The sequence below is a fragment of the Type-C symbiont of Plautia stali genome (assembly GCF_059730935.1).
Map to the genome: position 1 here is coordinate 42,350 of NZ_AP035924.1, position 24,289 is coordinate 66,638.

The window sequence follows — 24,289 nt, forward strand, 5'->3', positions numbered from 1 at the left end:
GGACAGGCTTTTACCGAACGTCCGGTATGCGATCCCGGCAGGCCCATGACGATGATAACTCAGGGAAACAATCTCCCGTTGACACCTTAAAGTGCCCATTGTATAAAAGCCCGCTTCGTTAATGAGTTTCATTTGCATTAAAGCGGCGCGGGCTTCTCAAAACAATATCAATGGGGATAGGGGTAAATGAAAAAGGTCATCTGCACGTTATGTTTGGTGTTTGCATCGGTTAGCTCTGCGCTGGCCACCACCTATCCTCTCACGATTGAAAACTGCGGCTATAAAGAGACCTTTACCAAACCGCCTGAGCGCGTGGTGGCGCTGGGGCAAAATACCGCAGAAATTTTGCTGCTGCTCGGCCTGCAGGGTAAGGTCATCGCCAGTGCATTCTGGCCGACTAAAGTGTTGCCACAGCTGGCTGAACAGAATGCAAAAATCAAAACGCTGACGGTTGAAATCCCCACCCTTGAATCCGTGCTGGCGCAAAACCCGGACTTCGTTCCTGCCCAGACGCCGCTGCTGCTGGGACCCGAGAGCAAGGTGGCAAAACGCGAAGATTTAATCACCCTTGGCGTAAACAGTTATGTGTCGCCAGGAATGTGCGCCACCAAAAAAGCCGCAGGGGATATGTATGGCAGTCGCCAGCAGTTGTGGGATATGACGTACCTGTATCAGGAGATTCAGGACTTCGCCAAAATTTTCAACGTGGAAGATCGTGGCCAGGCGGTGATTGCCGATTTCAAAAAGCGTGAAGCGGCACTGCGTCAGGAGTTTGGTAGCAGCAAGAAAGATCTCTCGTTTGTGTTTTGGTTCTCAAGCTCGTCACCGTCTGCAGATGCCTATGTGGGCGGTAAAAACAGTCCATCCGGATTCATCGCTAACGTACTGGGCGGGCACAACGCCATCACGTCAGAAACCGAATGGCCGACGGTCAGCTGGGAGAGCATCATTGCTGCCAATCCGGATGTGATCGTGGTCTCCAGTCTCGATCGCAATCGCTGGGCGCTGGATAAGGCCGAAGAGAAAATCAAATTCCTGAAAAGCGATCCCGCCGTCAGCCAGCTGGATGCGGTGAAAAAAGGCCACATCGTGGTGATGGACGGCCAGGCCATGAACCCGACCATCCGCACTATCTACGGAGCCGAACAGGTGGGTGAGCAGCTGAGAAAACTGGAACTGAACTGATGACCATCGCTGTTGTTCAGGCGCGACAGGGGCTGTTCCTGACCGCCTCGCTGGTGGCTGCCGTGGCGTTATTATTGCTGGTGATTGCGACCGGTGTCAGCGTCGGGGAGCTGTCGATCCCGCTAAAAAGCGTCTTTTATGCCATCAGTAATAAAATGGGGCTAACGCACGTTCCCCTGAGCCGTATCTACGAGAGTGTGATTTGGGACTTTCGCCTGAGCCGGGCGCTGGTGGCGGCATGCTGTGGCGCTGGATTGGCGATTTGCGGTGCCGTTTTGCAAAGCCTGCTGAAGAATGCGCTGGCTGAGCCTTATGTGCTCGGTGTCTCTGCCGGTGCCTCCACCGGGGCGGTTTCTGTCGTGGTGTTGGGCATCGGCAGCGGAGCCGTCTCGCTGTCGGCGGGAGCCTTCGCCGGCGCCTTCACCGCCTTTGCCTTTGTCGCTTTTCTGACGAAAGGGGCACGCGGCGGTAATGAACGCACCATCCTGGCTGGCGTTGCGGCTTCCCAGCTGTTTAATGCCATCACCGCTTATACCATCAGCACCTCTGCCAGTGCGCAGCAGGCGCGCGATGTGATGTTCTGGTTGCTGGGCAGCTTCAGTGGCGTGCGCTGGCCGGAACTCCAGCTGGTGCTGGTGGTGGTGACCTTCGGACTGGCCATTTGCCTCTACTATTCCCGGGCGCTGGATGCGTTCACCTTTGGTGACGATGCGGCTGCCTCGCTGGGTATTGCGGTGCCTCAGGTGCGCCTTGCGCTCTTTATCACCACCGCGCTTATCACTGCCACCATCGTCAGCATGGCCGGTTCGATTGGTTTTATTGGCCTGGTGGTGCCGCATGTCATGCGTTTCTTCTTTGGTCCGCTGCATCGCACATTGCTGATTGCCACCGCACTGGCCGGTGCCATTCTGATGGTGCTGGCAGATATCGCGTCACGCTTGCTGATTGCCCCGCAAAGCCTGCCGGTAGGCGTGGTGACCGCGCTGGTTGGCGTACCGTTCTTTGCGGTGATTATCTGGCGTTCGGGGAATAAATAATGAGTATCTCCGCTGACAACATTAGCTGGAAGGTCGGAAAAAAGGTCATCGTCGATAACGTATCGCTGCACATTTCCCGTGGTGAAACGGTAGGGCTGATTGGTCCAAATGGCTGCGGCAAATCTTCCCTCCTGCGCATCCTCGCCGGCCTGCGGCGCCCGGATGCCGGCAATGTGACGCTGGACGGGCAAAATATCGCCCGCATCGCCCGCAAACAGCTTGGCCGCCGGGTGGCATTCGTCGAGCAGCACGGCATGACTGACGCCAACATGCGTGTGCGCGATGTGGTGAAACTGGGGCGCATTCCGCATCATTCGCCATTCTCCAACTGGAGCGCGCACGATGACGAGACTGTGACGGCCGCTCTGCAGCGCGTGGACATGCTGGAGAAAAGTGAGCAGGGATGGCTGAGTCTCTCCGGTGGCGAACGTCAGCGTGTGCACATTGCCCGCGCACTGGCGCAAACGCCGAGCGAAATTCTGCTGGACGAACCGACCAACCATCTGGATATCCATCACCAGATGCAATTAATGCAGCTCATCAGCGAGTTACCGGTTACCAGCATTGTCGCCATTCACGATCTCAACCACGCATCGATGTTCTGTGATTCGCTGATCGTGATGCAGAACGGTCAAATCATCGCAACCGGCACGCCGCAGGATATCCTGACCGAGGCGCTGCTTTGGCAGGTATTCCGGGTGAAAACCAAAATTGAGATCTCCCGCTTTCATGGCAAGAAGCACATTCATTTCATTCTTTAGGGCCAGGTAGCATGCTTCCGTTTTCGCTGCGTCCTGTCTCCACCCTGCGCCCGGGCGTTTTGCTGGGCAGCCAGTTTGTTTTCAACATTGGCTTTTACGCGGTCGTTCCCTTTCTGGCGATATTCTTACGCGATGATATGTTGCTCTCCGGCGGCGTTATCGGGCTGATTCTGGGATTACGCACGTTCTCCCAGCAGGGGATGTTTCTGCTGGGCGGTGCGCTCTCTGACCGTTACGGCGCAAAGATAATTATCCTGTGTGGCTGTCTGGTCCGGATTGCGGGTTATCTGTTGCTGGCGCTGGGGCAATCGCTGTGGCCGATTATTCTGGGTGCATGTCTGACGGGCATCGGCGGTGCGCTGTTTTCCCCGTCAATTGAAGCGCTGCTGGCCAAAGCGGGAACGCAAAGCGAGGCGCAGGGCAAGCGCGGCCGCGCGGAGTGGTTTGCGCTGTTTGCGGTGTGCGGCGAACTCGGTGCCGTACTGGGTCCGGTGGCTGGCGCACTGCTGACCGGATTCGGTTTCCGCCAGGTGGCGCTGGCAGGGGCCGCGGTCTTTGTCATCGCGCTGATTGTGTTGTACTTTTTTCTCCCTGCTACAGGTAACAGCAAACAGGCGCTGAAAATTGTCCCCTGGTGGATGACCTTCCGCCAGCCGCGTTTTGTCGCTTTCATCGTGGCTTACAGCTCGTGGCTTTTGAGCTACAACCAGCTGTATCTGGCGTTGCCAGTGGAGATTCGGCGAGCAGGCGGCAGCGAGAAAGATCTCGGCCCGCTCTTTATGCTGGCCTCGGTGTTGATCATCGCTTTTCAGCTGCCGCTGGCGCGCTTTGCACGACGTGTGGGGACGGTAAAAGTTTTACCGGTGGGTTTTTTGCTGCTCTCCGCCGCGTTTGCCAGCGTGGCCCTGTTCGCGTCAACCACGCCGCCTGACGGCTGGCTGCGATTGATCCCTGCGGTGTGTCTGGTGACGTTTTTGACATTCGGCCAGATGCTGCTGGTGCCGTCGGCCAAGGATTTGATTCCCCGGTTTGCCGACCCCGCGACGCTGGGTGCACATTACGGCGCCCTGGCCACCGCCGGCGGCTTCGCGGTGCTGGCCGGCAATTTAATGTTTGGACCGCTGCTGGACAACGCGCTTGTCCCTTCAACGCAGGCTATTTATCCCTGGCTGCTGCTGGCGCTGTTTCCCCTGTGCAGCGCCGTTGCCATGACCGTGATTTGTCGCCCGCTGCGCAGCGCGCCGATCGGGAAACCTGAATAACCGTTGCTGCCATTCGGGTTATACCGCCGCGGTGCTGTATCATGACGTGCACAACGCGGGCAGGGAATGTTGCGCAGGCTCTCATCGACAAATGACCAGCCCGATCATGTGTAAACTCTACCGGGTTAACAATACCCAGAAAAACGTTTTCAGGAGTCTAGCCAGATGTTTACGCACATGCGCATTGCCAGACCCGTCTCCCAGCTTGAACGATCGGTGCTGATGTTTAGTCAGGGACTGGGTCTGCAAAAAATTGCCGAATTCCACGATCACGACGGTTTCAATGGCGTGATGCTGGGGCGAAAAGACCTCGACTGGCACCTCGAATTCACCTGCTGCCCGGGACATCCCGTTATACCCTCGCCAACCGAAGACGATCTCCTCGTCCTCTATTATCCGGATGAAAATGCATGGAAGCTGGCATGTGCAACCATGATTGACGCGGGTTTTAAACGGACGAATTCTTTCAATCCTTACTGGGATGTGAATGGGCAAACCTTCGTCGATCCCGACGGGTACCGGGTGGTGATGCAAAACAGGGCGTGGGAATAACGGAGAAAGCCTCGTGCAATGGTTCAGTCAGGAAAAATTTGCGGTTCGTCTTGAGTGGGGCCTGCCTGCGGTAGAGCATCTTGCCGGGGAGGTCGACTGCGTTGTCATTGTTGACGTTATGTCGTTCTCAACTTGCGTCAGTATGGCTGTCAATAATGGTGCCTGTGTCTATCCGTACCCCTGGAAAGATGCTTCTGCTATTGAATATGGTTTGAAAATGGGAGCCAGCACAGCGAGTCCGGACAGACGATTCAGCGGTGAAGGTTACAGCCTATCGCCGGCTTCGCTAAGAAACATAAGCGAGGGTGAAAAACTGGTCCTCCCATCGCCTAACGGTTCAGCCGTTTCATTCAAAGCAAGGGATGCTGGAATAGCAGTGTTGAGCGGCTGTTTCAGAAACATATCTGCGACCGCGAATGCCTGCCGTTCCTTCGGCCGTGTGCTGGTAATTCCCTGCGGAGAACGCTGGCCCGATGGGAGCCTTCGCCCCGGTATTGAGGATTATGTGGCTGCTGGCGGAATTATCGCTGCAATGGGGCGTCAAAATTGCTCACCAGAAGCAGAGGCTGCGGTGGCTGTCTGGCAGCATTACCAGAAGCAAAACCTGGTGCTTCTACGGGAGTGTTCGTCTGCAATAGAGCTGTTGCAACGTGGATTCGCCGCGGATGTCGATCTCTGCCTTGAAGTAGACAAGTCCAGCCTGGAATGTCGGCTTTGGGGTGATGCCTATATGTCAGCATTGACCGGGCAAAATAGTTTCTAACCTGACCAGACGGCGCGCTTTGTGCCAGGAGCCGACATCAATGAATATTGCTGTAGATTTCACTCAGCGATGTTTCTCTAATCTGATATCTGTGTCATTGATGTCAATTTTATTGCCCCAGCCGAGCTGTATGTAAAATTTTGCTGCACGACTTTGTTTGTCAGTTTCAAGCCAGGCAATCTCATGATGCCTGAATAATTCCTTTTCCGCGATTTCAACAAGCCTGCGGCCTATACCCCTGCCTTCGTACTCCGGGAGAACAAAGGCAGCAAAAAGGCAGCCTTCATCAGGTAAAATCATAGAAAAACCAATAATTTTTTCGTTATCAGTCGCAACCCATGCACAGCAACTCTTTTCAATCAGATCAGCTACTACGTTTTCGGTAATCCCGATTCGCTGCATTTCCTCACGACTTAAATGATTCTCGATAACTGAGATTCTGACATGAAACATGCCATCGATATCAGCTGCCTGGGCGGTTCTTATATTTATGTTCAGAGGTATAACTCCATTCCAGGATAAGCATAAATTTTAGTATTGATGTCATTATTGTGAAGCCATTAGGGTTTCAGTCCAAAACTGCTTGTAATGTCTTTTTTTCGCTTATACCAGACATCGAAGTGTATATGAATTCGCTTTGTATCAGAAGCGGTCATAGCCAGTGGTTCCATATTCCCGCCTTTTAACTTCTGCGTTTGCTGTTTATCGCTTTTTCATGCCGATGGCTTCGCTGACACAGACACTTTGGTACCGGCCGAAGCAACATGGCTTTGTCTTCATTAAGCTGTCTGAAAATTAACGAAGGAGCGGACCATGATTGCAGTACTTTTTGAGGCAGAAGCCCTGCCAGCAGCTCAGGAGCGATATCTTCAACTTGCTTCTGAGCTGACGCCTCTTATATCCGACACGCCCGGATTTATTTCCATAGAACGCTTCCAGAGCCTGACCACGCCCGGCAAGATCCTCTCTTTGTCCTGGTGGGAAGATGAGGATGCTGTCGCCGGGTGGAAACGCAATGTGATGCATCAGGCCGCGCAGCAAGAAGGCAGGCAGTCGATTTTTTCATTCTACAGAATACGGGTAGCCAGTGTATTCCGTGATTACTCTTCTGATAATGGAACCAATCCGCATGCATGACATTCACGTTATTCTCAAAAATAGCCCGGGCTCGCTGGGTTTACTGGGGAGTGTATTGGGGAAAAACGGTGTGGGTCTTGAAGGAGGTGGCGTATTTACAACACCGGAAGGCGGACATGCGCACTTTCTGGTTGAAGACGGTTATAAAGCGCGCACGGTATTAACTGAAGCCGGTTTTGAAGTCGGCAACCTATGTCGTCCTCTGGTCAGAAAATTAGCGCAGGAACGTCCCGGAGAGCTGGGCGAAATCGCTGACACGCTTGCCCGGAACGGCATCAATATTCTGGTACAGTACAGCGACCACCATAACCGGCTCATTCTCATTACGGATGATGATGTCCGGGCAGCCGAAGTAACCCGAAAATGGGCAGTAGCTTCTGAATGAACCTTGTTAACCAAACGCGCGAAAGTGAGCCGGATAATGTCCTTGAAACATCAATGGCAATGGTGGCATCTGCGCTGGCAGACCCGTCAAGGGTGGCTATTCTGTGCGCGCTGATGGACGGGCGCGCATGGACAGCGACCGAACTTAGCGTAGTGGCTGGCATAGCAGCCTCGACAACCAGCGGGCATCTGAACCGACTCCTCAACAACGGTCTGGTCATTTGCATGATGCAGGGTCGTCATCGCTATTACAGTCTGGCTGGCCATCCTATCGCCGGATTGCTGGAAAACCTGATGGGGGTTTCCATGGGGACCATTAAGGCCCCCGTTTCCAGTACGCCGCTTCATCTGCGTTATGCACGCACCTGCTATGACCATTTGGCAGGCGAGCTTGCTGTCGAAATTTATGACTTTATGCTTAGGGAAAACTGGCTGGAAGCAGAGGGTTCGGGACTGACATCAGCCGGCAAAATCCATTTTGAGAACATGGGCGTTTTACTTAACTCCCGCACACGGCGCAAGCCCTGTTGCCCCTGTCTGGACTGGAGTGAAAGGCGTTTCCACCTCGGCGGTGACGCGGGCTCAGCCCTGTTTACGCTTTTCCTGCAAAAAGAATGGGTAAAGCGTATACAGGGATACCGTGAAGTCAACGTAACCGATTCAGGCCGGGTTGCAATGTATCGGCTGTTTAAACTGAAAATCAGTTGAATTAACGTCAGGCGCCAGATCGCCCGACCTTTCAGATTTAACAAAAAGCTTATTTTTTATCCAGCGACCAGGTCGCGCTGCGCACATCAACCTTCACCGGCAGCAGGCCGACGCGGGTGAAGGTGTCCGCCAGCGCCTGCTGTTCCGCAAACACCTGCGGTGACATGCGTGACGCGCCATAAGGCAGGCGTTGCAGCGTGGTCTGCCAGATGGATTTATCCAGACCGGTGGATTTCGCCAGAATCGCGGCGGCTTCATCCTGATGCTGATTGGCCCAGTCGCTCAGCTTGCTCAACTCGTCAACCACCTGCTTAGCCGTTTGCGGGTGGTTTTCGGCAAACGGGCGGCTGGCAAGATAGAAGGTGTAGTGCGGCACCAGACCTTCGGCGTTGCGCACTTCACGCGCGCCGGCGTTGGCTTCGACCTCTGCCAGGTAGGGATCCCAGATCACCCAGGCATCGATTGCGCCCTTCTGGAAGGCGGCGCGCGCATCGGCCGGCGGCAGGTACACCGGCGTGACATCTTTATAGTTCAGCCCGGCATCTTCCAGCGCTTTCACCAGCAGATAATTGACGTCTGAACCCTTGTTCAGGCCAATGCGTTTGCCTTTGAGATCGGCCACGCTTTTGATGGGTGAGTCTTTCGGTACCACAATGGCTTCGGTTTTAGGGTTGGCGGGTGAATGTCCGAGATAAATCAGATCGGCTTTTGCCGCCTGCGCGAAGGCGGGTGGCGCATCGCCGGTGGCGGCCAGATCGATACTGCCCACGTTCAACCCCTCCAGCATTTGCGGGCCGGCGGGGAATTCCACCCAGCGCACCGCAATACCCTCTTTTTTGAAGGTCTCATCCAGCGTGCCGCGATATTTCAGCAGCGCAAAAATGTTGGCTTTCTGATAGCCGATGGTGACGGTTTCCGGGTTGGCGGCAAAGGCGTGCGTGGCGAGCAGGCCGAAGCTGAGTGCCAGTGCGCTCAGGGCAAAACGTTGTGCTTTCATGGGGCGTCTCTCGTGGTTTTTTCTCCATCCTGGCAAAGTTGTTATATAACCAATAAATAACTTTTTAATATCGCTTATAACTCTAATTTCAGCCTGCATCAGCATTCACTGTAATGGGCAAGTTGCATAGAGAACCGGATAATTAGCACGGTAATAATTTGTATAACAAATCAAAATGTCAACGCCGCAGGCTTCTGTCAGGATAAGCGATAACGTTGCCTGCTATAGGTTGCTCCCGTTCTATGAAGTGGTTTTCCCGAAGCGCCGTACTGTTCTCTGCCAAAACCTGTCTGGCCGCCTTTCTGGCTTTTTATCTTGCGCTGGAACTCAACCTGGACAAACCCGCCTGGTCACTGACCACCGTGTATGTTGCCTCGCAGCTTTATTCCGCTTCGACGGTGTCCAAATCGGTGTTTCGCTTTTTTGGCACCGTGCTGGGCGGGCTGTTTACTCTGTTGATCTATCCGGCTACGGTCCAGTCGCCGATGCTGTTCAGCCTGTGTATTTCACTCTGGGTTGCCGTCTGCCTGTATCTCTCGCTGCACGACCGCACGCCAAAAAGTTACGTCTTTATGCTGGCCGGCTACAGCGCCGCCATTATGGGCTTTCCCGATGTGACCTCGCCCGGCGCCATTACCTATACGGTAATTTCCCGCATTGAGGAAATCACCGTGGCGATTGTCTGCAGCAGCCTGGTGCATCGGCTGATCTTCCCGGTTTCGATGCGCCATCTGCTCGAACAGAGCGTCGGGCTGTGGTATCAGAACGCGCGTAAATTGTGTAGCGAGCTGATGACGGCGATGCCTGCGGCAAAATCGCTGGAGCGCGAGGATATTCTGGTGCAGATGGCCAACTATCCGCTTAACGTCGAAACGCTGATCACCCACTGCGTTTATGAAGGGGATGCCGCGCGGCGGCTGGTGCGGCTGGTCAGCGTGCAGTATCAGCATCTGTCGTACCTTATCCCGACGCTCACCGCCATTGAATCGCGTCTGAATCTGCTGGCACAGCAGCAGATCCGCTTTCCCGATTATGTCGCGACGGCCTTTCAGCAATTTTTACAATGGCTGAACGGTGATGTGCAGCAGCCGGTGCGCGATCGCCTCACCGACGCTCAGGAACAGCTGCAGCAGGCCTGGCGCGCAGGGCGGCTTAACAGTGAAGAGAGCATTTTGCTCATCGGTCTGCTGGAACGGTTACTCAACTTTGTCCGTATTGCTGATGCTTACCACAGCGTCAGCGAGCGCGTCAGTGACTGGACGCCAGCGGTGAAACCGGGCAAGGCCTCACGCGCGCACAAACATGTCGATAAAGGTCTGCTGTTCCTGTCGTGCTTTACTGCCTTTATCGCCACCTTTGCCAGCTGCCTGTTCTGGATTGGCAGCGGCTGGCGTGATGGTTCAACCGCGCCGATGATGGCGGCGGTGCTGTGTTCGTTCTTCGCCGGGCTGGATAGCCCCATCGCGCCAATGAAGCTGTTTCTGAAGGGCGTGCTAATCTCCATGGCGATCAGCCTGATTTACGTCACGCTGCTGATCCCACAGGCGGTGACGTTTGAAGCGCTGGTGATTTGCCTCGCGCCGGGATTATTTGCTTTAGGGCTGGTGATTGCCAATCCGTCCACCAACCTGATCGGTCTCATCGTTGCCACGCAGATCCCCGGTTTGATCGGCATGAGCCACCATTTCAAACCCGACTTGCAGCTTATAGTGAATGCCATGATCTCCACGCTGGTGGGCATTGCCGTTGCGCTGGTGCTGACGCTGCTGATTCGCAACAAACGCCCGGCATGGACGGCCACGCGTGCGCTGCGTAAAGGCATTCGCGATCTGCTGCAGTTTATCACCGCGCTGCGCATGAACACCGCCACGCTGACGGCGCGGCAGCAATTTGTCGCACGCACGCTGGACAGAGTAAACGTGATTCTGCCGCGTAAACGCGTCGATCCGGCACCGGAGCTGGTGGCGGGCGGTAACCTGATTGCGGAGGCCTGGCTCGGGGCTAACTGCTATGACTATTACACCCGTCATCGGCACCTGCTGCTGGCGAACCAGATAGAAAGCGCAGCCATGTTTCACGAGCTGAGCCAGTTTCTTAAGCAGCGGCTGAAAACGCTGGACAGCACGCCATCGCCTGCGCTGCTGCATGAGCTTGATGTGTTACTGCTGCGGCTGGAGGCGGCGGCGCAGCAGGAAAATGCGCTGTTTGCGCCGCTGTTTCATCTGTTCAATATCCGTCTGTCGCTCTTTCCTGGCGCGCGCTGGCCGCAGCCGCTGGCAGAGCAAAACCGCACATAGTGTGATTAAGATCGCACTTTTTGTTAGGTCGGTAATAATAACAATGGTTACTATAACTCCCATGCAGAGCATTCAGCTCTGACCCAAACATTGAAGGAATATGACCATGAAAAACGTAAAAACTCTGACCATCGCTGCTGTTGCTGCTCTTTCTATGATCTCTTTCGGTAGCTTCGCCGCTGAAAGCATCTCCGTTCACGGCAGCACGCTGGATAGCGCTGAAGCCCAGGTTGCCGCTCAGGCTAAAGCGAGTGGTGCGGACAGCTACAAAATCACCAGCGCCCGCGCAGACAACGGCGTGGACATGACTGCTGAGCTGTACAAATAATAACAATCCTTTTCTCCGTTAACGTGCTTAGCCCGGGTTATCCCGGGCTTTTTTGTGCCTGCGATGCGGTTCAGCGCCGCGATGCTTTCAAGCCTTCATTGAATACCGTACAGTGCCAGACGAGCTAATTTCCGTGGGGAACGGTAACTGATGAAAATGATTGGCCTGATTGGCGGCATGAGCTGGGAATCCACCGCGCTCTATTACCGCATCATCAATGAACAGGTAAAGCAACAGCTGGGCGGACTGCACTCGGCGCGCAGCCTGATGTACAGCGTCGATTTTCAGCAAATTGAGAAATTGCAGGTCGCCGGTGAATGGCAGCAGGCCGGTGAAATCCTGGCCGAAGCCGCCCGTAGCCTGGAGAAGGGCGGGGCGGATTTCATTGTGCTGTGCACCAACACCATGCACAAAGTCGCCGATCAGATCACCACGGCCACCCGCATTCCGCTGCTGCATATCGCTGACGCCACGGCACAACGCATTCGTCAGGCCGGCGTGAAACGCGTCGGTCTGCTGGCGACCGCGTTCACCATGGAGCAGGAATTCTATAAAGGGCGCCTTGAGCAGCAATATGACATCGAGGTGCTGGTACCGGACGCTACCGGACGTAAAACGGTGCACGACATTATTTATCAGGAGCTGTGCCTCGGCGTGATCCGTGAAGAATCACGCGCGCAGTACCGTGACATCATCGCTCAGCTGGTGGCACAAGGGGCTGAAGCCATTATCCTTGGCTGTACCGAAATCACGCTGCTGGTTAAAGCGGAGGATGCGGCGGTGCCGCTGTTCGATACCACATTAATCCATGCGCAGGACGCGGTGAAGCTGGCGCTGGCAATAAATAACTAGCCTGCTAATTATAATCTGTGTTATTATGTGTTCATTGAAGGCACAACGCCGACCCGCATGGTCGCACAGGGATGTGCCAGAACTGGCTGCCAGCACTGGCAGCCTTTTTTGTGGCTGAAAAAGCGTCAGAACGCGGTTTCCAGTGAATCGGTGACGTAATAGTCATCATCCACCAACGGTAAATAACGCCACTTGTCAAATGCGGTACAGGGATGGGAAATGCCGCAGCCAATCCAGTCGCCCGGTTGCAGCGGATCGTCCGCCGGTAACTGCAAATAAGCGTGCTGATCGTTGACGTCGGTGATGCGCAAATGCGTAGCCGCGCGCGGTGCGCTGCCGTCCGCCTGACGAATCCACAGCGGATTGGGCAGATCCTGATCGAACGGCACATCGCGCCGGCCGAAATCGACAAAGGCCAGCCCCGGCTCCGGACGCGATAACACGCGGCCCCAGATCTCCAGTGCGGCGCTGAAATGGTGCGTTGCTCCCGGCTGCGCAAAGGGGGCAATGCGTGCATATAAGCCGCTGTCGTGTGCCATGTACGCACCGGATCGAATCAGCGGCGTGACCGGCAGCGGCAACTGTGCCGCGCTGAAGCAGGCCGCGACCACATCGAACCACGCGCCACCGCCGGCGCTGAGAATAATTTCTCCGCTGGCAAACAGCTGGTGTTCAGCCAGCAGCGCGGCGGTCGCGATCATCATCTCGCAGTAATCTTTCACCCGCTGCACGCCTGCGGCATCGCGTCCGGCACCCAGCGCACCTTCATAACCGGCCACACCCACCAGCTGCAGTGAGCGGCTATCATGGATTGCCTGGGCGATTTCCAGCGCAGCCTGCGGCGAGCGACAGCCGGTACGGCCGCCGCTGACCGACATCTCCAGCAGTACGGCGATCTGCGCGCCGCCGAGATGCTGCTCAAGCAGTTTTACGCCCTGCAGCGAATCCACATAACAGAGAAAGCCGTGGTCGGGATGCTGCTGTTGCCACTGGCCAATCCAGCGGATCCCGGCGGGATCCACCAGTTCATTGGCGAGAAACACGTTGCGGATGCCAAACTGGCGCAGTGCGCGTACCTGGGCCGGCGTCGCTGCGCTCAGGCCCCAGGCGCCGCCTTCACTGACGGCACGGCGCAGAATCGCCGGCGACATCGAGGTTTTGCCGTGCGCGGCCAGCATCACACCGTGCTCCCGGCAGAACGCTGCCAGTTGCCGCAGGTTATTCTCCAGCGCCGATTGTTTCATCAGCATCAGCGGTGAAAAAACTTCAGGGCTGTTAAACACCGGCGTACCGTTAGCCAGCGGCTGATTGCCCGTTCCGGCCACCGATTTAAACCTCGGCGCAGGCTGCAGCGCATCCAGCGCGCCATCGGCCTGCAAAGGGAAGTGAATCGACATTCTGCCTCCTGTTAGTGTTCAAGCACGCGCGACAAAAACTGCTGGGTACGCGGATTCTGCGGATTAACAAAAATCTGCTCCGGCGAACCCTGTTCGGCGATCACCCCCTGGTCCATAAACACCACGCGATCGGCGGTTTTACGCGCAAAGCCCATCTCATGCGTCACCACCACCATGGTCATGCCTTCCCGTGCCAGACTGCGCATCACTTCCATCACTTCACCAACCAGTTCGGGATCGAGTGCGGAGGTGGCTTCATCGAAGAACATGATTTTCGGCTCGACCGCCAGCGCGCGGGCAATCGCCACACGCTGTTGCTGGCCGCCGGAAAGCTGAGCCGGATAGTGATGCGCGCGCTCTGCCAGGCCAACGCGCGTCAGCGCCGCCATGCCGCGTTTGTTCGCTTCCGCTTCGGACAGCTTCTGCGCTTTGATCAGCGCCAGCGTCACGTTGCCGAGTGCGGTTTTATGCGGGAACAGGTTGAACTGCTGAAACACCATGCCGACGTGGCCGCAAATTTCACTGCTGCGTTTACGGTCGTGCAGCGGTACTTCATTGACCCAGATTTCGCCGCCGTCGGCGGTTTCCAGACCACTCATAATGCGCAGCACGGTACTTTTTCCCGAGCCGGAGGCGCCAATCAGCACCAGCACTTCGCCCGGCGACACGTCCAGGCTGATCTCTTTCAGTACCTGAGTTGCGCCAAAGGATTTGGTAATACGGCTCAGCGTAATGGCGGATTTGCTCATGATAACTGGCTCCTGGTTTGATGATGTTGAACCCAACGGGAAAGCGGAAAGCAGACAGCGAAGTAGAGCAGGGCGACCAGGCCGTAAACCACCACCGGCTGGCCAATGCGATCAACAATCGCCTGCCCCTGGTGCATCAGCTCCGACATGCCGATCATGCTGACAATCGACGTATCTTTGATTAGCGAAAGATACTGGCCCACCAGCGGCGGCAGTACGATGCCGCGCGTTTGTGGCAGCACTACGCTGAGAAACGTCTGGCGTTTTGATAATCCGAGGATCCACGACACTTCCCACTGCCCTTTCGGCACGGCTTCAATGCCGGCCCGGAACACTTCAGCAATGTAAGCGCCCTGATAAATGCTCAGGCCCAGAATGCCGGCGGCGAACAGATTGATTTCATAACCAAAATAGGCCACACCGAAGTAAATGAACATCAGGGTGATCAGCACCGGCGTGCCGCGAAACAGCTCGGTGTACAGCACGGCAATCTCTCTGGCGATCGGCAGACGGCTGGTGCGAAGCACCGCGGCCAGTAAACCGAGCAGGGTGCTGCCGGCGATAGCGGCGATGGACAGCAGTAAGGTGATGACCAGCCCTTTCAGCAGGATTGGCAGCGAGCTAATGATAAGTTCGCTCATAACGCATTCTCCCGTTTCACTGGATTAATCAGCCATTTTTTTGCCCACCGCCAGCCGGACTTTTTTACCGGCGTCACCAGCGGCGGGTGGAACAGCCGGCGTCCGGCCAGGGTGCCAAGCCATGAAAACAGGTTGCTCAGCACCAGATACACCAGGGCAACGACGCTGAAAGTCTGGATATAAAGCAGGGTGCGCGCGTTGATCACCGTGGCGGTGCCGGTCAGCTCTGGCAAAGCGATCGCCGAAAGCAGCGACGTACCGAGCAGCAGCTGAATCAGGTTATTGATGATCGCCGGCCAGACGGCACGAGCAGCCTGGGGCAGCACCACGCTGAGGAAAATCTGGTGGCGTGGAATGCCGAGGATATATGCCGCTTCCAGCTGCCCCTTCGCCACGGACTGAATACCGGCGCGGAAGGTTTCCGACAAATAGGCACCAACGTTAATCCCCAGTGCCAGCACCCCGGCGGTAAAGGCGCTCATGGTGATACCGAGCGACGGCAGGCCAAAAAAGATGATAAAAATTTGCAGCAGCACCGGCGTATTGCGGATGAACTCAACATAACAGTGGCTGATCCAGCGCAGCGGCGCCAGCGGTGAAGATTTCGCCAGCGCGGCCAGCAGACCGAGCGCCACCGCCAGCGCGAACGCCAGCAGGGTAACCTGCAGCGTGAGCCACGCGGCCTCCAGAAAGGTGTCGGCGTAACGCCACAGGGTTAGCCATTGATAACTCATGGTATGACTCCTTCAGGCGGCGCAGCCTGTGCGACTGCGCCGTGGGCGGACAATCAGTATTGCGGATTCAGCGGATAACGCGGTTTGCTGCCGAACCATTTCTCATACAGCTGGGCGTTCTCACCGGATGCGTTGATTTCAAACAGGAATTCGTTGAGGTAATTGGTCCATACCTGGTCGCCCTGTTTCACCCCAAAGGCGTTGTACTCCAGTGGTACCAGCGCTTCGTTGGTCACGGCCAGTGACGGATCGAGCTTCGCCTGGTAAGCGAGGAAGTTGTTATCCTCGATCATCGCATCGGCCTGGCCCTGTTTGACGGCCAGAATCGCCGCCTGGGATGAGTCGTACTCCTGAATTTTCACGTCGATGCCGAGGTTGCGCACTTCGTCGCCATTGGTCGAGCCTTTCACCGTGGCAATGGTTTTGCCGGCCATGTCATGCGCAGACTGAATGCCGCTGTTTTTGCGCACCAGCATTGCCTCACTGGCCACTACGTACGGATGGGTGAAGCCAATCTCTTTGGCGCGTTCCATATTGCGGGTGAAGTTACAAAACACCACATCGACTTTATTGGTTTGCAGGTTAGGGATGCGGTTGGCGCTGGTGGTGTTGACCATTTCCAGCTTCACGCCCATCTCTTTGGCCAACGCTTTCGCCAGGTCAACGTCGTAACCATCCGGATTGCCGTCTTTGTCATAAAAACCGAACGGTGCGAAGCTCAGGCAGTCACCGACGCGCAATGTGCCGCGCTGCAGCACGGTTTGCAGCGCCGACTGTGGCGCGGCGCCAGCCTCTTTTTTCTCTTCGGTCGGCGTACAGCCTGCTATCGCCAGCAAGACCAGCGCACCGGCCACGGTTTTGGCACTTAATTTCAGCGATGTTGCATTCATCTTTATGCTCTCTTTAAATGTTTGACGAGACGGCGTTATTCCGCATCACCCGTTTAATAGACGATCGCCAGCGCAGCGGCCGCACCGCGTATTTCGGGTTATTTTTTTGAAAAAGCAAATGCGTTAATTAATATCAGGCTGGCCTGGTGTTGGCGAAGAAAATGAACGTCGCAGCCTGGTTGAACGGTATTACTTATTTACGGTCGGCGCGGAAACATTTCATGTCCACTTCGACTTTGCAGTCGACCACTAAATCCTGCACGCTACAAATACGCGCCGGTGGATGACCACTGAATATCTCACTGAATACTTTGTTGAAAGAACTGAAATAACGCGCGTCGGTCAACACCGCCGTCACATGGACCACATCCTCCACGCGATAACCCGCTTCGCGCATGATAGTGAGGCAGTTGTCGAACGCTAACTGTGTCTGTTCGATGATGCCGCCCTCTACTACTTCGCCGTCGCGCATCGGCGTCTGGCCTGAGATATACAGCCAGCCATCGGCCTCCACGGCGCGGGCGAACGGCAATTTTTGCCCGCCGGTACCGGTACCGCCCTCAATGCCATAACGTTTGATCGTCATGTCTTTCTGCTCCTTTGCACTCTACACTTTATGTCTGATATACCAGACTGCTATCTGCAATACCGGATAGGACGAGATTTGCACAGCTGTTGCTTTTTTGCAATATGGCAATCAGCAATTAATTTTTTGCCGTGCTGGTGCGATCGCAAAATAAAATCCAGTGCGTGATTTTTTTGAATGGAAATGTGACCGCTATCGAATTTAACAGCGAGTCCCATCTTTTTTATGCGCCACAATGGGGCCAGAAAATAGCGCATGATAAATAAAGTCGCCGGAAAGATTTTTATTATTGCGGGGATGGGTAATTTCGTTTGCCGGGTGTATCATGCAGCTCTTTTTAAACGCAGATGAGTAGCACCATAACGACAGGGGAGTGAGCGTATGCCGGATGAAAAAACGTCCCGGGCACGCGGTGTTGACCGGGTTATTGATATTTTTCGCCAGCTGCATATCGCGCGTCAGCCTATGGCGATGCGGGATTTAATCGAAGCAACCGGTGCACCGCGCTCCAGTATTTATGAGCTGGTCAGTTTGCTGAGTGAAGCGGGTCTGGTTGAGCTTGATGCGGAAGGTGCCGTGTTTTTCGGTCGTGAAATGCACTATTACGGTGCGGATTACATGGCCCACAACGATCTGATCCGTCGTGCACATCAGCTTATGGTTGAGATCGTGGCGCGTCATGGCGAAACCGTCCAGCTGTGTATGCTGGAAGGTAACAAATACACCGTGGTGCTGTCGGAGAGCAACGCCCATCCGTTCAAGATCACCTCTGATATCGGTGTGCGCGTGCCGATCACCTGGACAGCGACCGGTCGTTTGCTGCTGAGTAACTGGTCGGACAGCGCCATTCTCGACCTGATTCCGGAGGAGGATTATCGGCTGGCCAGCGGTCAGATTCTCGACAAGCAGACCTTCCTCGAAGAGATTCACCGTGCCGGCCAGCTGGGCTACTGCATGACCGAAGGTCTGTCCGAAAGCTTTACCTGCTGTATGGCTGCACCGATTCGCTCGCGCAGCGGCCAGGCGGTTGCGGCGATCTGCTTTATGGTCAGCCGTGATACCCCGGCGGAACGCCGACAGATGCTGTTGCAGGAACTGATCGCGTCTGGGCAGAAATTGTCTGATTTCACCTGAGCCGTTGCTTCGCTACAGCTTAATGCGGCGGACTCCCGGCGCCGTATTATTCGCTTACAACCCCGTGCCGTCGGGTTTATTTTGCCGTGATTAAGGTTGTGTTAAGGTAATTGATAATAATAACTATTTTTTTTACCACGGAGTTTTGGCATGAAAACGCGCCTGTTACTGGCAATGGGGATTCTGGTCTCAACCGCAGCCTGCGCGACTGACTATCCGCTCACCGTCACCGACATGGATGGTCACACGCAAACAATCAGCAAAGAACCGCAGCACATCATTCTGCAGGATGGCCGCGATGTGTTGACGCTGGCGCTGCTCGATCGCGACAATCCGTTTAAACGTGTCGTGGCCTGGAACAATCTGCCGAAAAAGCAGGATACGCAAACCTGGGATATGCTAAAGCGCCGCTGGCCTGAAGCGACAAAAATTGTCGATATGGGTTTCAGCGATCAGGGCCAGGTTAATCTGGAAAGCGTGCTGGCGCAGAAACCGGATCTGATGATTGCGCAGCTGCGCGCTAAGCCGGCGCTGGAACAATCCGGCGTGCTGAGCACGCTGAACAACCTGCATATCCCGGTGCTGTTCGTCGATTATGAACTGCATCCGGCACAAAACACCGCCCCGAGCGTCACGCTGCTGGGCAAAGTGCTGAACCGCGAAAGCGAAGCCAAAGCCTACACCGATTTTTACCAGCAGCGCTTCGACCGCATCACGCAAGCCGTTGCGAAGGTCAAAAACAAACCCACGGTATTTATCGAACCCATTGCCGGTAACAGCGATAACTGCTGCTTTACCCACAGTCATAATGGCTGGGGTGGCCTGGTAGAAGCGGTCGGCGGCAAAAATATTGGTTCGGCACTGCTGCCAGGTAATGCCGGCTTTGTCGCGCTGGAAAAAATCATCGCCATGAAACCGGACGTTTACATCATGACCGGTTCAAAGCGGCCAAACAGCAACGTGCTGCCGTTTGGTTACGGCGTGCAGCCGCAGGAAGTACGTGCCACGTTCCAGACGTTATTGCAGCGTACCGGACTGGCGCAAATCGCGCCGGTGAAGCAGGGGCGCGTGTATGGGGTGTATCATCACTTCTACAATCACCCGTACAACATCATCGGCATGGAAATCCTCGCGAAGGATCTCTATCCGCAGCAGTTTGCCGATCTCAAACCGGTGGCGGATTTCCATACCCTCGTGAAAACCTTCACTCAACTGCCGGACGATGCCATCGAACTGAGCTATCCGGACAACCAGTAATTGCCCGCAGCGGGCGCCCGGCCCGCTGTTCGCTTTCCCTGAAAGGCAAAATCCACACAAAAAGTGCACGACGATCATGACACTGCGTATTGTTATGTTATAACATATCAATATCAGCACCCCTTCAGGTGCGCGTGATGTCATTATTCAGGAGTGATTATGTCAGCTTTATCCACAAACGGCGGCTTCAGGCGGCTGCCGGTCACCGTACTCTCTGGCTTTCTCGGTGCCGGAAAAACCACTTTGCTTAACCATATTCTCAACAACCGCGAAGGCCGCCGCGTGGCGGTGATCGTCAACGATATGTCGGAAGTGAATATTGATGCCGCGCTGGTGCGCGAGGGCGGCGCGGCGTTGTCACGTACCGACGAGAAGCTGGTGGAAATGAGCAACGGCTGCATCTGCTGCACGCTGCGCGAAGATTTACTGCTGGAGGTCAACCGGCTGGCGAAAGAGGGGCGTTTTGATCATCTGGTGATTGAATCGACCGGCATCTCTGAGCCGCTGCCGGTGGCGGAAACCTTTACGTTTGCCGATGAAGAGGGGCAAAGCCTGTCCGCCGTAGCGGCGCTGGATACTATGGTGACCGTGGTGGATGGCTACAATTTCCTGCGTGACTATGATTCCAGCGAAAGCGTCCGCTCGCGCGGCGAATCGCTCGGCGAGGAAGATGAGCGCACGGTAGTCGATTTGCTGATCGATCAGATTGAATTCTGCGATGTGCTGATTCTCAACAAAACCGACCTGATTGATGCGGCGGAGCAGGCACGGTTGACCGCGATTCTGCACTCGCTCAATCCCCGTGCGCGGATTATTCGCGCGCAGTTTGGTCAGGTGGCGCTTGATCAGGTGCTGAATACCGGCCTGTTTGACTTCGATGCTGCGGCACAGGCCCCCGGCTGGCTGAAAGAGTTGCGCGGCGAGCACACGCCTGAAACTGAAGAGTACGGCATCCGCAGCTTTGTTTTCCGCGCGCGGCGTCCCTTCCATCCGCAGCGTTTTTATCAGGTGATTACGCAGCACATGCAGGGCGTGGTGCGGTCGAAAGGATATTTCTGGCTGGCAACCCGCCCGCGTCACGCCGGATCCTGGTCGCAGGCCGGCGGCGTCACGCGGCAGGGGCTGGCCGGGATGTGGTGGGCCTGCGTGCCTGAAGATCGCTGGCCGCAGGACGCAGACACGCTGCATTACATCCGCGAAAACTGGCATGAGGGCACGGGGGATGCGCGGCAGGAGCTGGTGATCATCGGTATCGATATGGATGAAACCGTGCTGCGTCAGCAGCTGCACTATGCGTTACTGACCGATGAGGAGATGGCGCTGGGGCCAGACGGCTGGGCACAGTTGCCGGATCCGTTCCAGCCATGGTTTGACTGAAGCGTCGCCGCGCAGCGGGCTGTGCGGCGACGAACCTATCATCATAATCCGGTATTCATCAGCCGCATCTGGGTGCAGAACGGACACTGACAGCCGCTCACCGCCGCCGCCAGGCGCGCATGCGCTTCGGCAATCGCCAGCGGCTGCGCCTGATCGGTGCTGGCAAGTGCATTGGCCGGTTTCAGCGCCAGCTTTAACGGATCGATTTTCGCCTGAAATGCCCCCGCTTTCGCCGAAGCAAAAGCAATCACTAACAGTGGAACGGTAACCTTCATCGCAGCAACCTCAATCAGAGCACGGGATTGTAACGATATAACATAAACGTGACGCTGTTAAGCGCCTTTATGTGGCGATCCCAGCCACATTGAAACTTCGACGCCATCAGCAAACGGCAGCGAGGTATAGAGGCGGCTGCCGTGGACCATTTCCAGATATTCCGGGCTGAAATCGGCATCATCTGCCACAATCAGGGCCCCCGGACGCAACCAGGGCTGCACCAGCTGCAAGATCTCCGGATAGATCGCCTTCGCGCCATCCAGCACCAGCATATCAACGCTGGCTGGCAGGTCCTGACTGAGCGTGTCCAGCGCATCGCCCACGCGAATTTCAATCAGGTCACTGACGCCAGCATCGGCAAAATGATTGCGCGCCAGCGCCACTTTGCCCGGTTCAAACTCGCTGGTGATGATGCGGCCGCCGCCGTTATCGCGCACCGCCGCCGCCAGGTGCAGGGTGGAGAGACCAAACGAGGTACCAAACTCAACTATATGCTGCGCCCGGCTGCTGCGCGCCAGCATATACAGCAGTTTGCCGGTTTCCCGCGAGACCGCCAGCGGCACATCTTTTAAATGACCGTAAAGTTCGCGGTAATCGGTTTTGCTCTGCAGCAGACGCGTTTGCTCCTCATCGGACATCACGCGAAACGCTTCATTGGTGGGATGCGCCATGTTATCCGCCAGCTCAAATAAATAGTTAAGCAGCGGCGCTAGCGGCGCGGAAGTCAGGGTGTTCATCATCGGGGTTCCTGCATCAGAAGGTGGATTTTGCGTCAGGAACAGAATACGATGAATTACTCGCATTTCACTATTCGCGTTCAGGAGCAGACAATGGCCGCACAACGTAACGCTAAGATTTCTGAAAGAAAAAAGCCGCAGCAGGCGCGATCCAGTGAGCTGGTAGCAGCCATTTTGCAGGCGGCGACTCAGGTTCTGGAGCAGGAAGGTGCCACGCGCTTTACCACTGCTCGCGTGGCCGAACGGGCAGGCGTCAGTATTGGATCGCTGTACCAGTATTTCCCCAACAAGGCCGCTATCCTTTTCCGTCTGCAGAGCGAAGAGTGGCAGCGAACCGGCGATCTGCTGGGTTCGATTCTGCGCGACAGCGCATCCACGCCGCGTCAGCGCTTGCATCAGCTGACCTGGGCGTTCCTGCACTCGGAGTGTGAAGAGGCGGCGATGCGCACCGCACTGAATGATGCCGCGCCGCTTTACCGGGATGCGCCGGAAGTGCAGGCCGCGCGCGCCAATGGCGAGAATGTGATGTGCGAATTTCTGCAACAGCTGCTGCCGCAGCGGGACGCGGCTGAGGTGGCGCGGGCGGCGGATTTAATCAACAGTACGCTGGGTGACGTCGGCAAGCATTTTTCCGAATCGCCGCGCAGCGCAGCAGAAATTCAGGCTTATGCGCGCGATATGGCAGACATGTTCTGTGCCTGGATCAGAGAAAAAGGGGCCGAATTGCAGTAAAAAATGGGCTGGAAATCTCTGAAAGCGGTTAACAAACTCATTATTCACATTCTCATTAATCCACACCGCGAGTAAGCTTGATAAAACCTTGGTAAAGCCGGATGGATTGACGGCACACAGAGACGGGAGAGCATGATGGCAGTAAAAATGATTGCGGTGGATATGGATGGGACATTTCTCGATGACGATAAGCAGTACAACGCGCAGCGTTTTGCGCGCCAGTACGCGCTGCTGAAGGAGAAAGGCATCCGTTTCGTGGTCGCCAGCGGCAATCAGTATTATCAGTTGCAGCACTATTTTCCCGCTATCAAAGATGAGATCGCCTTCGTGGCTGAAAACGGTGCCTGGGTATCCGACAGCAACGAAGAAATTTTCTGCGGTGAACTGGCGCCGGAACGTGTTCATCAGGTGCTGGATATTCTCGCCAAAGAACCGGAGATCAGCACCGTGGTGTGCGGTCGCAACGGAGCCTATGTGCACAAGTCAATGCCGGATGAGGTGGTCGCCATGCTGGCCAATCACTATCGCCGGCTGGAGAAGCGCGACAGCCTGTACGATATCGACGATACCATTTTCAAGTTTTCGCTGAATCTGGCACACGAAGGTGTCGAGGCGCTGCTGGCACGTCTGCACAGCGAACTGAACGCGATTGAAAACATCATGCATCCGGTCTCAAGCGGATTTGGCTTTGTCGATTTAATCATTCCCGGCTGTCATAAGGCGCACGGCATCGCGCTGCTGCAGGAGAAGTGGGGCATTGATGATTGTGAAGTGCTGGCGATTGGCGACAGCGCCAACGACATCGAAATGCTGCGCCAGGCCTGTTACAGCTTTGCCATGGCCAACGCCGCTGCACCGGTGGCAGCCGTCGCGCGTTATCGGACGGAAAGTAATAACGACGAGGGCGCTCTCAACGTCATCGCCCGCCTGCTGGCACGCGAAACGCCGTTTGGTTAACGGTCACCGGATCGATCCACGAACCGCGGCGCTATTTAGTGTGGGATAAATCGCGCCGCGACGAACAGTATGCGACCCGCGCGTGGTTATTCACTGGCGGATGACGCTGCAGGGCGGGCGTTTTCCGCCGGCGTGCCGCCTGCTGCGCGAAGGTTAGCTTCCATCTCATCCAGTGCCGCCTGGTTTTCTAATCCCCACTGATACATCTGCTCAATTGGCCGGGCGAAGGTCATCCCCAGCGCGGTCAGCCGGTAATCCACTTTCGGTGGAATCACTTCGTAGACCTGACGTGCAATTAAGCCGCGCTGCTCCAGCTCTTTCAGTGTCTGAAACAGCATTTTTTTCGAAATCCCCTGCAGGCTACGCTGCAGTTCACCGGTACGGGCGCGCTGTCCCGGCCAGTGATACAACGCGTGCAGCACCATCGTGCTCCATTTCACCAAAAACAGATCCATCAGACGGCGCGGTGGCGAATCCGCATAGAAAACCAGTTTGCCATCAACCCAGGCTGGCATCGCACTCTCCTTTATGGTCACCAAATGGTGACTACTATCAATTC

Annotated in this window: 28 protein-coding genes; 17 read left to right on the forward strand and 11 right to left on the reverse strand. The window is 55.8% G+C overall.

Annotation, left to right across the window (positions count from 1 at the left end; translation table 11 throughout):
* Nucleotides 1-186: 186 nt before the first annotated feature.
* From eitA to AC6I7J_RS19410, 6 genes are all read left to right on the forward strand, one after another.
* Nucleotides 187-1,185 (forward strand): siderophore ABC transporter substrate-binding protein EitA, encoded by a 999-nt coding sequence (gene eitA, locus AC6I7J_RS19385; RefSeq protein WP_498007369.1) that lies wholly within the window; start codon nucleotides 187-189, stop codon nucleotides 1,183-1,185.
* On the forward strand, nucleotides 1,185-2,222 hold the full coding sequence (locus tag AC6I7J_RS19390) for a FecCD family ABC transporter permease (RefSeq protein WP_215481074.1): 1,038 nt from the start codon (nucleotides 1,185-1,187) through the stop codon (nucleotides 2,220-2,222). Before eitA ends, AC6I7J_RS19390 begins: the two co-directional genes overlap by 1 nt.
* The gene (eitC, locus tag AC6I7J_RS19395; protein ID WP_132463501.1) at nucleotides 2,222-2,983 is read left to right on the forward strand and encodes a siderophore ABC transporter ATP-binding protein EitC; all 762 of its coding nucleotides are present in this window, start codon (nucleotides 2,222-2,224) and stop codon (nucleotides 2,981-2,983) included. The genes AC6I7J_RS19390 and eitC overlap by 1 nt, the downstream gene beginning before the upstream one ends.
* Nucleotides 2,984-2,994: 11 nt before the next feature.
* Nucleotides 2,995-4,245 carry an MDR family MFS transporter gene (locus AC6I7J_RS19400; RefSeq protein WP_166710654.1) on the forward strand — a complete coding sequence of 417 codons (1,251 nt, stop codon included), beginning with the start codon at nucleotides 2,995-2,997 and terminating at the stop codon, nucleotides 4,243-4,245.
* Between the two features lie 165 nt (nucleotides 4,246-4,410).
* Entirely contained in the window at nucleotides 4,411-4,797 is a 387-nt protein-coding gene (locus AC6I7J_RS19405; protein WP_498007370.1) for a VOC family protein, read from the forward strand.
* Between the two features lie 13 nt (nucleotides 4,798-4,810).
* Nucleotides 4,811-5,560, forward strand: coding sequence for a 2-phosphosulfolactate phosphatase (locus AC6I7J_RS19410; protein WP_498007371.1), 750 nt, complete (start codon nucleotides 4,811-4,813; stop codon nucleotides 5,558-5,560).
* Between the two features lie 63 nt (nucleotides 5,561-5,623).
* Here the strand turns inward: AC6I7J_RS19410 and AC6I7J_RS19415 are convergent, their stop codons facing one another.
* Entirely contained in the window at nucleotides 5,624-6,058 is a 435-nt protein-coding gene (locus tag AC6I7J_RS19415; protein WP_031279940.1) for a GNAT family N-acetyltransferase, read from the reverse strand.
* 315 nt (nucleotides 6,059-6,373) lie between these two features.
* On the opposite strand from AC6I7J_RS19415, the gene AC6I7J_RS19420 reads away from it, so the two are divergent.
* Genes AC6I7J_RS19420 through AC6I7J_RS19430 form a run of 3 tightly spaced genes read left to right on the forward strand, consistent with a single transcriptional unit; the run spans nucleotide 6,374 to nucleotide 7,789 of the window.
* On the forward strand, nucleotides 6,374-6,697 hold the full coding sequence (locus AC6I7J_RS19420; protein WP_498007372.1) for an antibiotic biosynthesis monooxygenase family protein: 324 nt from the start codon (nucleotides 6,374-6,376) through the stop codon (nucleotides 6,695-6,697).
* Nucleotides 6,690-7,082, forward strand: a complete 393-nt coding sequence (locus AC6I7J_RS19425) for an amino acid-binding protein (RefSeq protein ID WP_058781345.1) — start codon at nucleotides 6,690-6,692, stop codon at nucleotides 7,080-7,082. The genes AC6I7J_RS19420 and AC6I7J_RS19425 overlap by 8 nt, the downstream gene beginning before the upstream one ends.
* Nucleotides 7,079-7,789, forward strand: a complete 711-nt coding sequence (locus AC6I7J_RS19430; RefSeq protein ID WP_498007373.1) for an ArsR/SmtB family transcription factor — start codon at nucleotides 7,079-7,081, stop codon at nucleotides 7,787-7,789. The genes AC6I7J_RS19425 and AC6I7J_RS19430 overlap by 4 nt, the downstream gene beginning before the upstream one ends.
* 49 nt (nucleotides 7,790-7,838) lie before the next feature.
* Here AC6I7J_RS19430 and AC6I7J_RS19435 read toward each other — a convergent pair whose 3' ends face one another.
* Entirely contained in the window at nucleotides 7,839-8,786 is a 948-nt protein-coding gene (locus tag AC6I7J_RS19435; protein WP_498007374.1) for a sulfonate ABC transporter substrate-binding protein, read from the reverse strand.
* A 242-nt stretch (nucleotides 8,787-9,028) separates the two neighbouring features.
* On the opposite strand from AC6I7J_RS19435, the gene AC6I7J_RS19440 reads away from it, so the two are divergent.
* From AC6I7J_RS19440 to AC6I7J_RS19450, 3 genes are all read left to right on the forward strand, one after another.
* The gene (locus AC6I7J_RS19440) at nucleotides 9,029-11,083 is read left to right on the forward strand and encodes an FUSC family protein (RefSeq protein ID WP_127835078.1); all 2,055 of its coding nucleotides are present in this window, start codon (nucleotides 9,029-9,031) and stop codon (nucleotides 11,081-11,083) included.
* A gap of 106 nt (nucleotides 11,084-11,189) precedes the next feature.
* Nucleotides 11,190-11,411, forward strand: coding sequence for a YdgH/BhsA/McbA-like domain containing protein (locus AC6I7J_RS19445; RefSeq protein WP_010615756.1), 222 nt, complete (start codon nucleotides 11,190-11,192; stop codon nucleotides 11,409-11,411).
* Nucleotides 11,412-11,561: 150 nt separating this feature from the next.
* The gene (locus AC6I7J_RS19450) at nucleotides 11,562-12,263 is read left to right on the forward strand and encodes an aspartate/glutamate racemase family protein (RefSeq protein WP_058770465.1); all 702 of its coding nucleotides are present in this window, start codon (nucleotides 11,562-11,564) and stop codon (nucleotides 12,261-12,263) included.
* Nucleotides 12,264-12,388: 125 nt separating this feature from the next.
* On the opposite strand, the gene AC6I7J_RS19455 is transcribed toward AC6I7J_RS19450, so the two are convergent.
* From AC6I7J_RS19455 to AC6I7J_RS19480, 6 genes are all read right to left on the reverse strand, one after another.
* A complete protein-coding gene (locus AC6I7J_RS19455; RefSeq protein WP_166710663.1) occupies nucleotides 12,389-13,660 on the reverse strand; it encodes an alanine racemase in 1,272 nt (423 codons plus the stop codon).
* Nucleotides 13,661-13,671: 11 nt separating this feature from the next.
* Entirely contained in the window at nucleotides 13,672-14,409 is a 738-nt protein-coding gene (locus AC6I7J_RS19460; RefSeq protein ID WP_021508752.1) for an amino acid ABC transporter ATP-binding protein, read from the reverse strand.
* Nucleotides 14,406-15,050, reverse strand: a complete 645-nt coding sequence (locus AC6I7J_RS19465) for an amino acid ABC transporter permease (RefSeq protein WP_021508751.1) — start codon at nucleotides 15,048-15,050, stop codon at nucleotides 14,406-14,408. The genes AC6I7J_RS19460 and AC6I7J_RS19465 overlap by 4 nt, the downstream gene beginning before the upstream one ends.
* Nucleotides 15,047-15,784, reverse strand: a complete 738-nt coding sequence (locus AC6I7J_RS19470) for an amino acid ABC transporter permease (RefSeq protein ID WP_498007375.1) — start codon at nucleotides 15,782-15,784, stop codon at nucleotides 15,047-15,049. The genes AC6I7J_RS19465 and AC6I7J_RS19470 overlap by 4 nt, the downstream gene beginning before the upstream one ends.
* A gap of 53 nt (nucleotides 15,785-15,837) precedes the next feature.
* A complete protein-coding gene (locus AC6I7J_RS19475; protein WP_498007376.1) occupies nucleotides 15,838-16,674 on the reverse strand; it encodes an ABC transporter substrate-binding protein in 837 nt (278 codons plus the stop codon).
* Nucleotides 16,675-16,867: 193 nt separating this feature from the next.
* A complete protein-coding gene (locus AC6I7J_RS19480) occupies nucleotides 16,868-17,260 on the reverse strand; it encodes a RidA family protein (protein ID WP_021508748.1) in 393 nt (130 codons plus the stop codon).
* 381 nt (nucleotides 17,261-17,641) lie between these two features.
* Between AC6I7J_RS19480 and AC6I7J_RS19485 the strand changes: the two genes are divergently transcribed.
* From AC6I7J_RS19485 to zigA, 3 genes are all read left to right on the forward strand, one after another.
* Entirely contained in the window at nucleotides 17,642-18,394 is a 753-nt protein-coding gene (locus AC6I7J_RS19485) for an IclR family transcriptional regulator (RefSeq protein WP_010615761.1), read from the forward strand.
* 150 nt (nucleotides 18,395-18,544) lie between these two features.
* Complete coding sequence (locus tag AC6I7J_RS19490; RefSeq protein WP_021508746.1) at nucleotides 18,545-19,651, forward strand: ABC transporter substrate-binding protein; 1,107 nt, start codon at nucleotides 18,545-18,547, stop codon at nucleotides 19,649-19,651.
* 159 nt (nucleotides 19,652-19,810) lie between these two features.
* Complete coding sequence (gene zigA / locus AC6I7J_RS19495) at nucleotides 19,811-21,028, forward strand: zinc metallochaperone GTPase ZigA (protein WP_058770469.1); 1,218 nt, start codon at nucleotides 19,811-19,813, stop codon at nucleotides 21,026-21,028.
* Nucleotides 21,029-21,069: 41 nt separating this feature from the next.
* On the opposite strand, the gene AC6I7J_RS19500 is transcribed toward zigA, so the two are convergent.
* Nucleotides 21,070-21,303, reverse strand: a complete 234-nt coding sequence (locus tag AC6I7J_RS19500; protein WP_058781352.1) for a hypothetical protein — start codon at nucleotides 21,301-21,303, stop codon at nucleotides 21,070-21,072.
* 57 nt (nucleotides 21,304-21,360) lie between these two features.
* Complete coding sequence (locus AC6I7J_RS19505) at nucleotides 21,361-22,041, reverse strand: O-methyltransferase (protein ID WP_031279936.1); 681 nt, start codon at nucleotides 22,039-22,041, stop codon at nucleotides 21,361-21,363.
* 93 nt (nucleotides 22,042-22,134) lie between these two features.
* Here AC6I7J_RS19505 and AC6I7J_RS19510 point away from each other — a divergent pair, with 93 nt between their 5' ends.
* Nucleotides 22,135-22,773: a TetR/AcrR family transcriptional regulator gene (locus tag AC6I7J_RS19510; RefSeq protein ID WP_058775568.1), complete on the forward strand. Its 639-nt coding sequence runs from the start codon at nucleotides 22,135-22,137 to the stop codon at nucleotides 22,771-22,773.
* A 135-nt stretch (nucleotides 22,774-22,908) separates the two neighbouring features.
* The gene (locus tag AC6I7J_RS19515; protein ID WP_498007482.1) at nucleotides 22,909-23,730 is read left to right on the forward strand and encodes a Cof-type HAD-IIB family hydrolase; all 822 of its coding nucleotides are present in this window, start codon (nucleotides 22,909-22,911) and stop codon (nucleotides 23,728-23,730) included.
* Nucleotides 23,731-23,816: 86 nt separating this feature from the next.
* Here AC6I7J_RS19515 and AC6I7J_RS19520 read toward each other — a convergent pair whose 3' ends face one another.
* Entirely contained in the window at nucleotides 23,817-24,245 is a 429-nt protein-coding gene (locus AC6I7J_RS19520) for a winged helix-turn-helix transcriptional regulator (RefSeq protein WP_498007377.1), read from the reverse strand.
* Nucleotides 24,246-24,289: the final 44 nt, after the last annotated feature.

Excerpts from the sequence above, each read along its gene's own strand:
- AC6I7J_RS19490 (WP_021508746.1), top strand. The coding sequence starts at position 18,545 with ATGAAAACGCGCCTGTTACTGGCAATGGGGATTCTGGTCTCAACCGCA.
- AC6I7J_RS19470 (WP_498007375.1), bottom strand. The coding sequence starts at position 15,784 with ATGAGTTATCAATGGCTAACCCTGTGGCGTTACGCCGACACCTTTCTG.
- AC6I7J_RS19510 (WP_058775568.1), top strand. The coding sequence starts at position 22,135 with ATGGCCGCACAACGTAACGCTAAGATTTCTGAAAGAAAAAAGCCGCAG.
- AC6I7J_RS19460 (WP_021508752.1), bottom strand. The coding sequence starts at position 14,409 with ATGAGCAAATCCGCCATTACGCTGAGCCGTATTACCAAATCCTTTGGC.
- AC6I7J_RS19480 (WP_021508748.1), bottom strand. The coding sequence starts at position 17,260 with ATGACGATCAAACGTTATGGCATTGAGGGCGGTACCGGTACCGGCGGG.
- AC6I7J_RS19450 (WP_058770465.1), top strand. The coding sequence starts at position 11,562 with ATGAAAATGATTGGCCTGATTGGCGGCATGAGCTGGGAATCCACCGCG.
- AC6I7J_RS19400 (WP_166710654.1), top strand. The coding sequence starts at position 2,995 with ATGCTTCCGTTTTCGCTGCGTCCTGTCTCCACCCTGCGCCCGGGCGTT.
- AC6I7J_RS19405 (WP_498007370.1), top strand. The coding sequence starts at position 4,411 with ATGTTTACGCACATGCGCATTGCCAGACCCGTCTCCCAGCTTGAACGA.
- AC6I7J_RS19430 (WP_498007373.1), top strand. The coding sequence starts at position 7,079 with ATGAACCTTGTTAACCAAACGCGCGAAAGTGAGCCGGATAATGTCCTT.
- eitA (WP_498007369.1), top strand. The coding sequence starts at position 187 with ATGAAAAAGGTCATCTGCACGTTATGTTTGGTGTTTGCATCGGTTAGC.
- AC6I7J_RS19485 (WP_010615761.1), top strand. The coding sequence starts at position 17,642 with ATGCCGGATGAAAAAACGTCCCGGGCACGCGGTGTTGACCGGGTTATT.
- AC6I7J_RS19515 (WP_498007482.1), top strand. The coding sequence starts at position 22,909 with ATGGCAGTAAAAATGATTGCGGTGGATATGGATGGGACATTTCTCGAT.
- AC6I7J_RS19475 (WP_498007376.1), bottom strand. The coding sequence starts at position 16,674 with ATGAATGCAACATCGCTGAAATTAAGTGCCAAAACCGTGGCCGGTGCG.
- AC6I7J_RS19455 (WP_166710663.1), bottom strand. The coding sequence starts at position 13,660 with ATGTCGATTCACTTCCCTTTGCAGGCCGATGGCGCGCTGGATGCGCTG.
- eitC (WP_132463501.1), top strand. The coding sequence starts at position 2,222 with ATGAGTATCTCCGCTGACAACATTAGCTGGAAGGTCGGAAAAAAGGTC.
- AC6I7J_RS19445 (WP_010615756.1), top strand. The coding sequence starts at position 11,190 with ATGAAAAACGTAAAAACTCTGACCATCGCTGCTGTTGCTGCTCTTTCT.
- AC6I7J_RS19420 (WP_498007372.1), top strand. The coding sequence starts at position 6,374 with ATGATTGCAGTACTTTTTGAGGCAGAAGCCCTGCCAGCAGCTCAGGAG.
- zigA (WP_058770469.1), top strand. The coding sequence starts at position 19,811 with ATGTCAGCTTTATCCACAAACGGCGGCTTCAGGCGGCTGCCGGTCACC.
- AC6I7J_RS19440 (WP_127835078.1), top strand. The coding sequence starts at position 9,029 with ATGAAGTGGTTTTCCCGAAGCGCCGTACTGTTCTCTGCCAAAACCTGT.
- AC6I7J_RS19505 (WP_031279936.1), bottom strand. The coding sequence starts at position 22,041 with ATGAACACCCTGACTTCCGCGCCGCTAGCGCCGCTGCTTAACTATTTA.
- AC6I7J_RS19425 (WP_058781345.1), top strand. The coding sequence starts at position 6,690 with ATGCATGACATTCACGTTATTCTCAAAAATAGCCCGGGCTCGCTGGGT.
- AC6I7J_RS19520 (WP_498007377.1), bottom strand. The coding sequence starts at position 24,245 with ATGCCAGCCTGGGTTGATGGCAAACTGGTTTTCTATGCGGATTCGCCA.
- AC6I7J_RS19390 (WP_215481074.1), top strand. The coding sequence starts at position 1,185 with ATGACCATCGCTGTTGTTCAGGCGCGACAGGGGCTGTTCCTGACCGCC.
- AC6I7J_RS19465 (WP_021508751.1), bottom strand. The coding sequence starts at position 15,050 with ATGAGCGAACTTATCATTAGCTCGCTGCCAATCCTGCTGAAAGGGCTG.
- AC6I7J_RS19500 (WP_058781352.1), bottom strand. The coding sequence starts at position 21,303 with ATGAAGGTTACCGTTCCACTGTTAGTGATTGCTTTTGCTTCGGCGAAA.
- AC6I7J_RS19435 (WP_498007374.1), bottom strand. The coding sequence starts at position 8,786 with ATGAAAGCACAACGTTTTGCCCTGAGCGCACTGGCACTCAGCTTCGGC.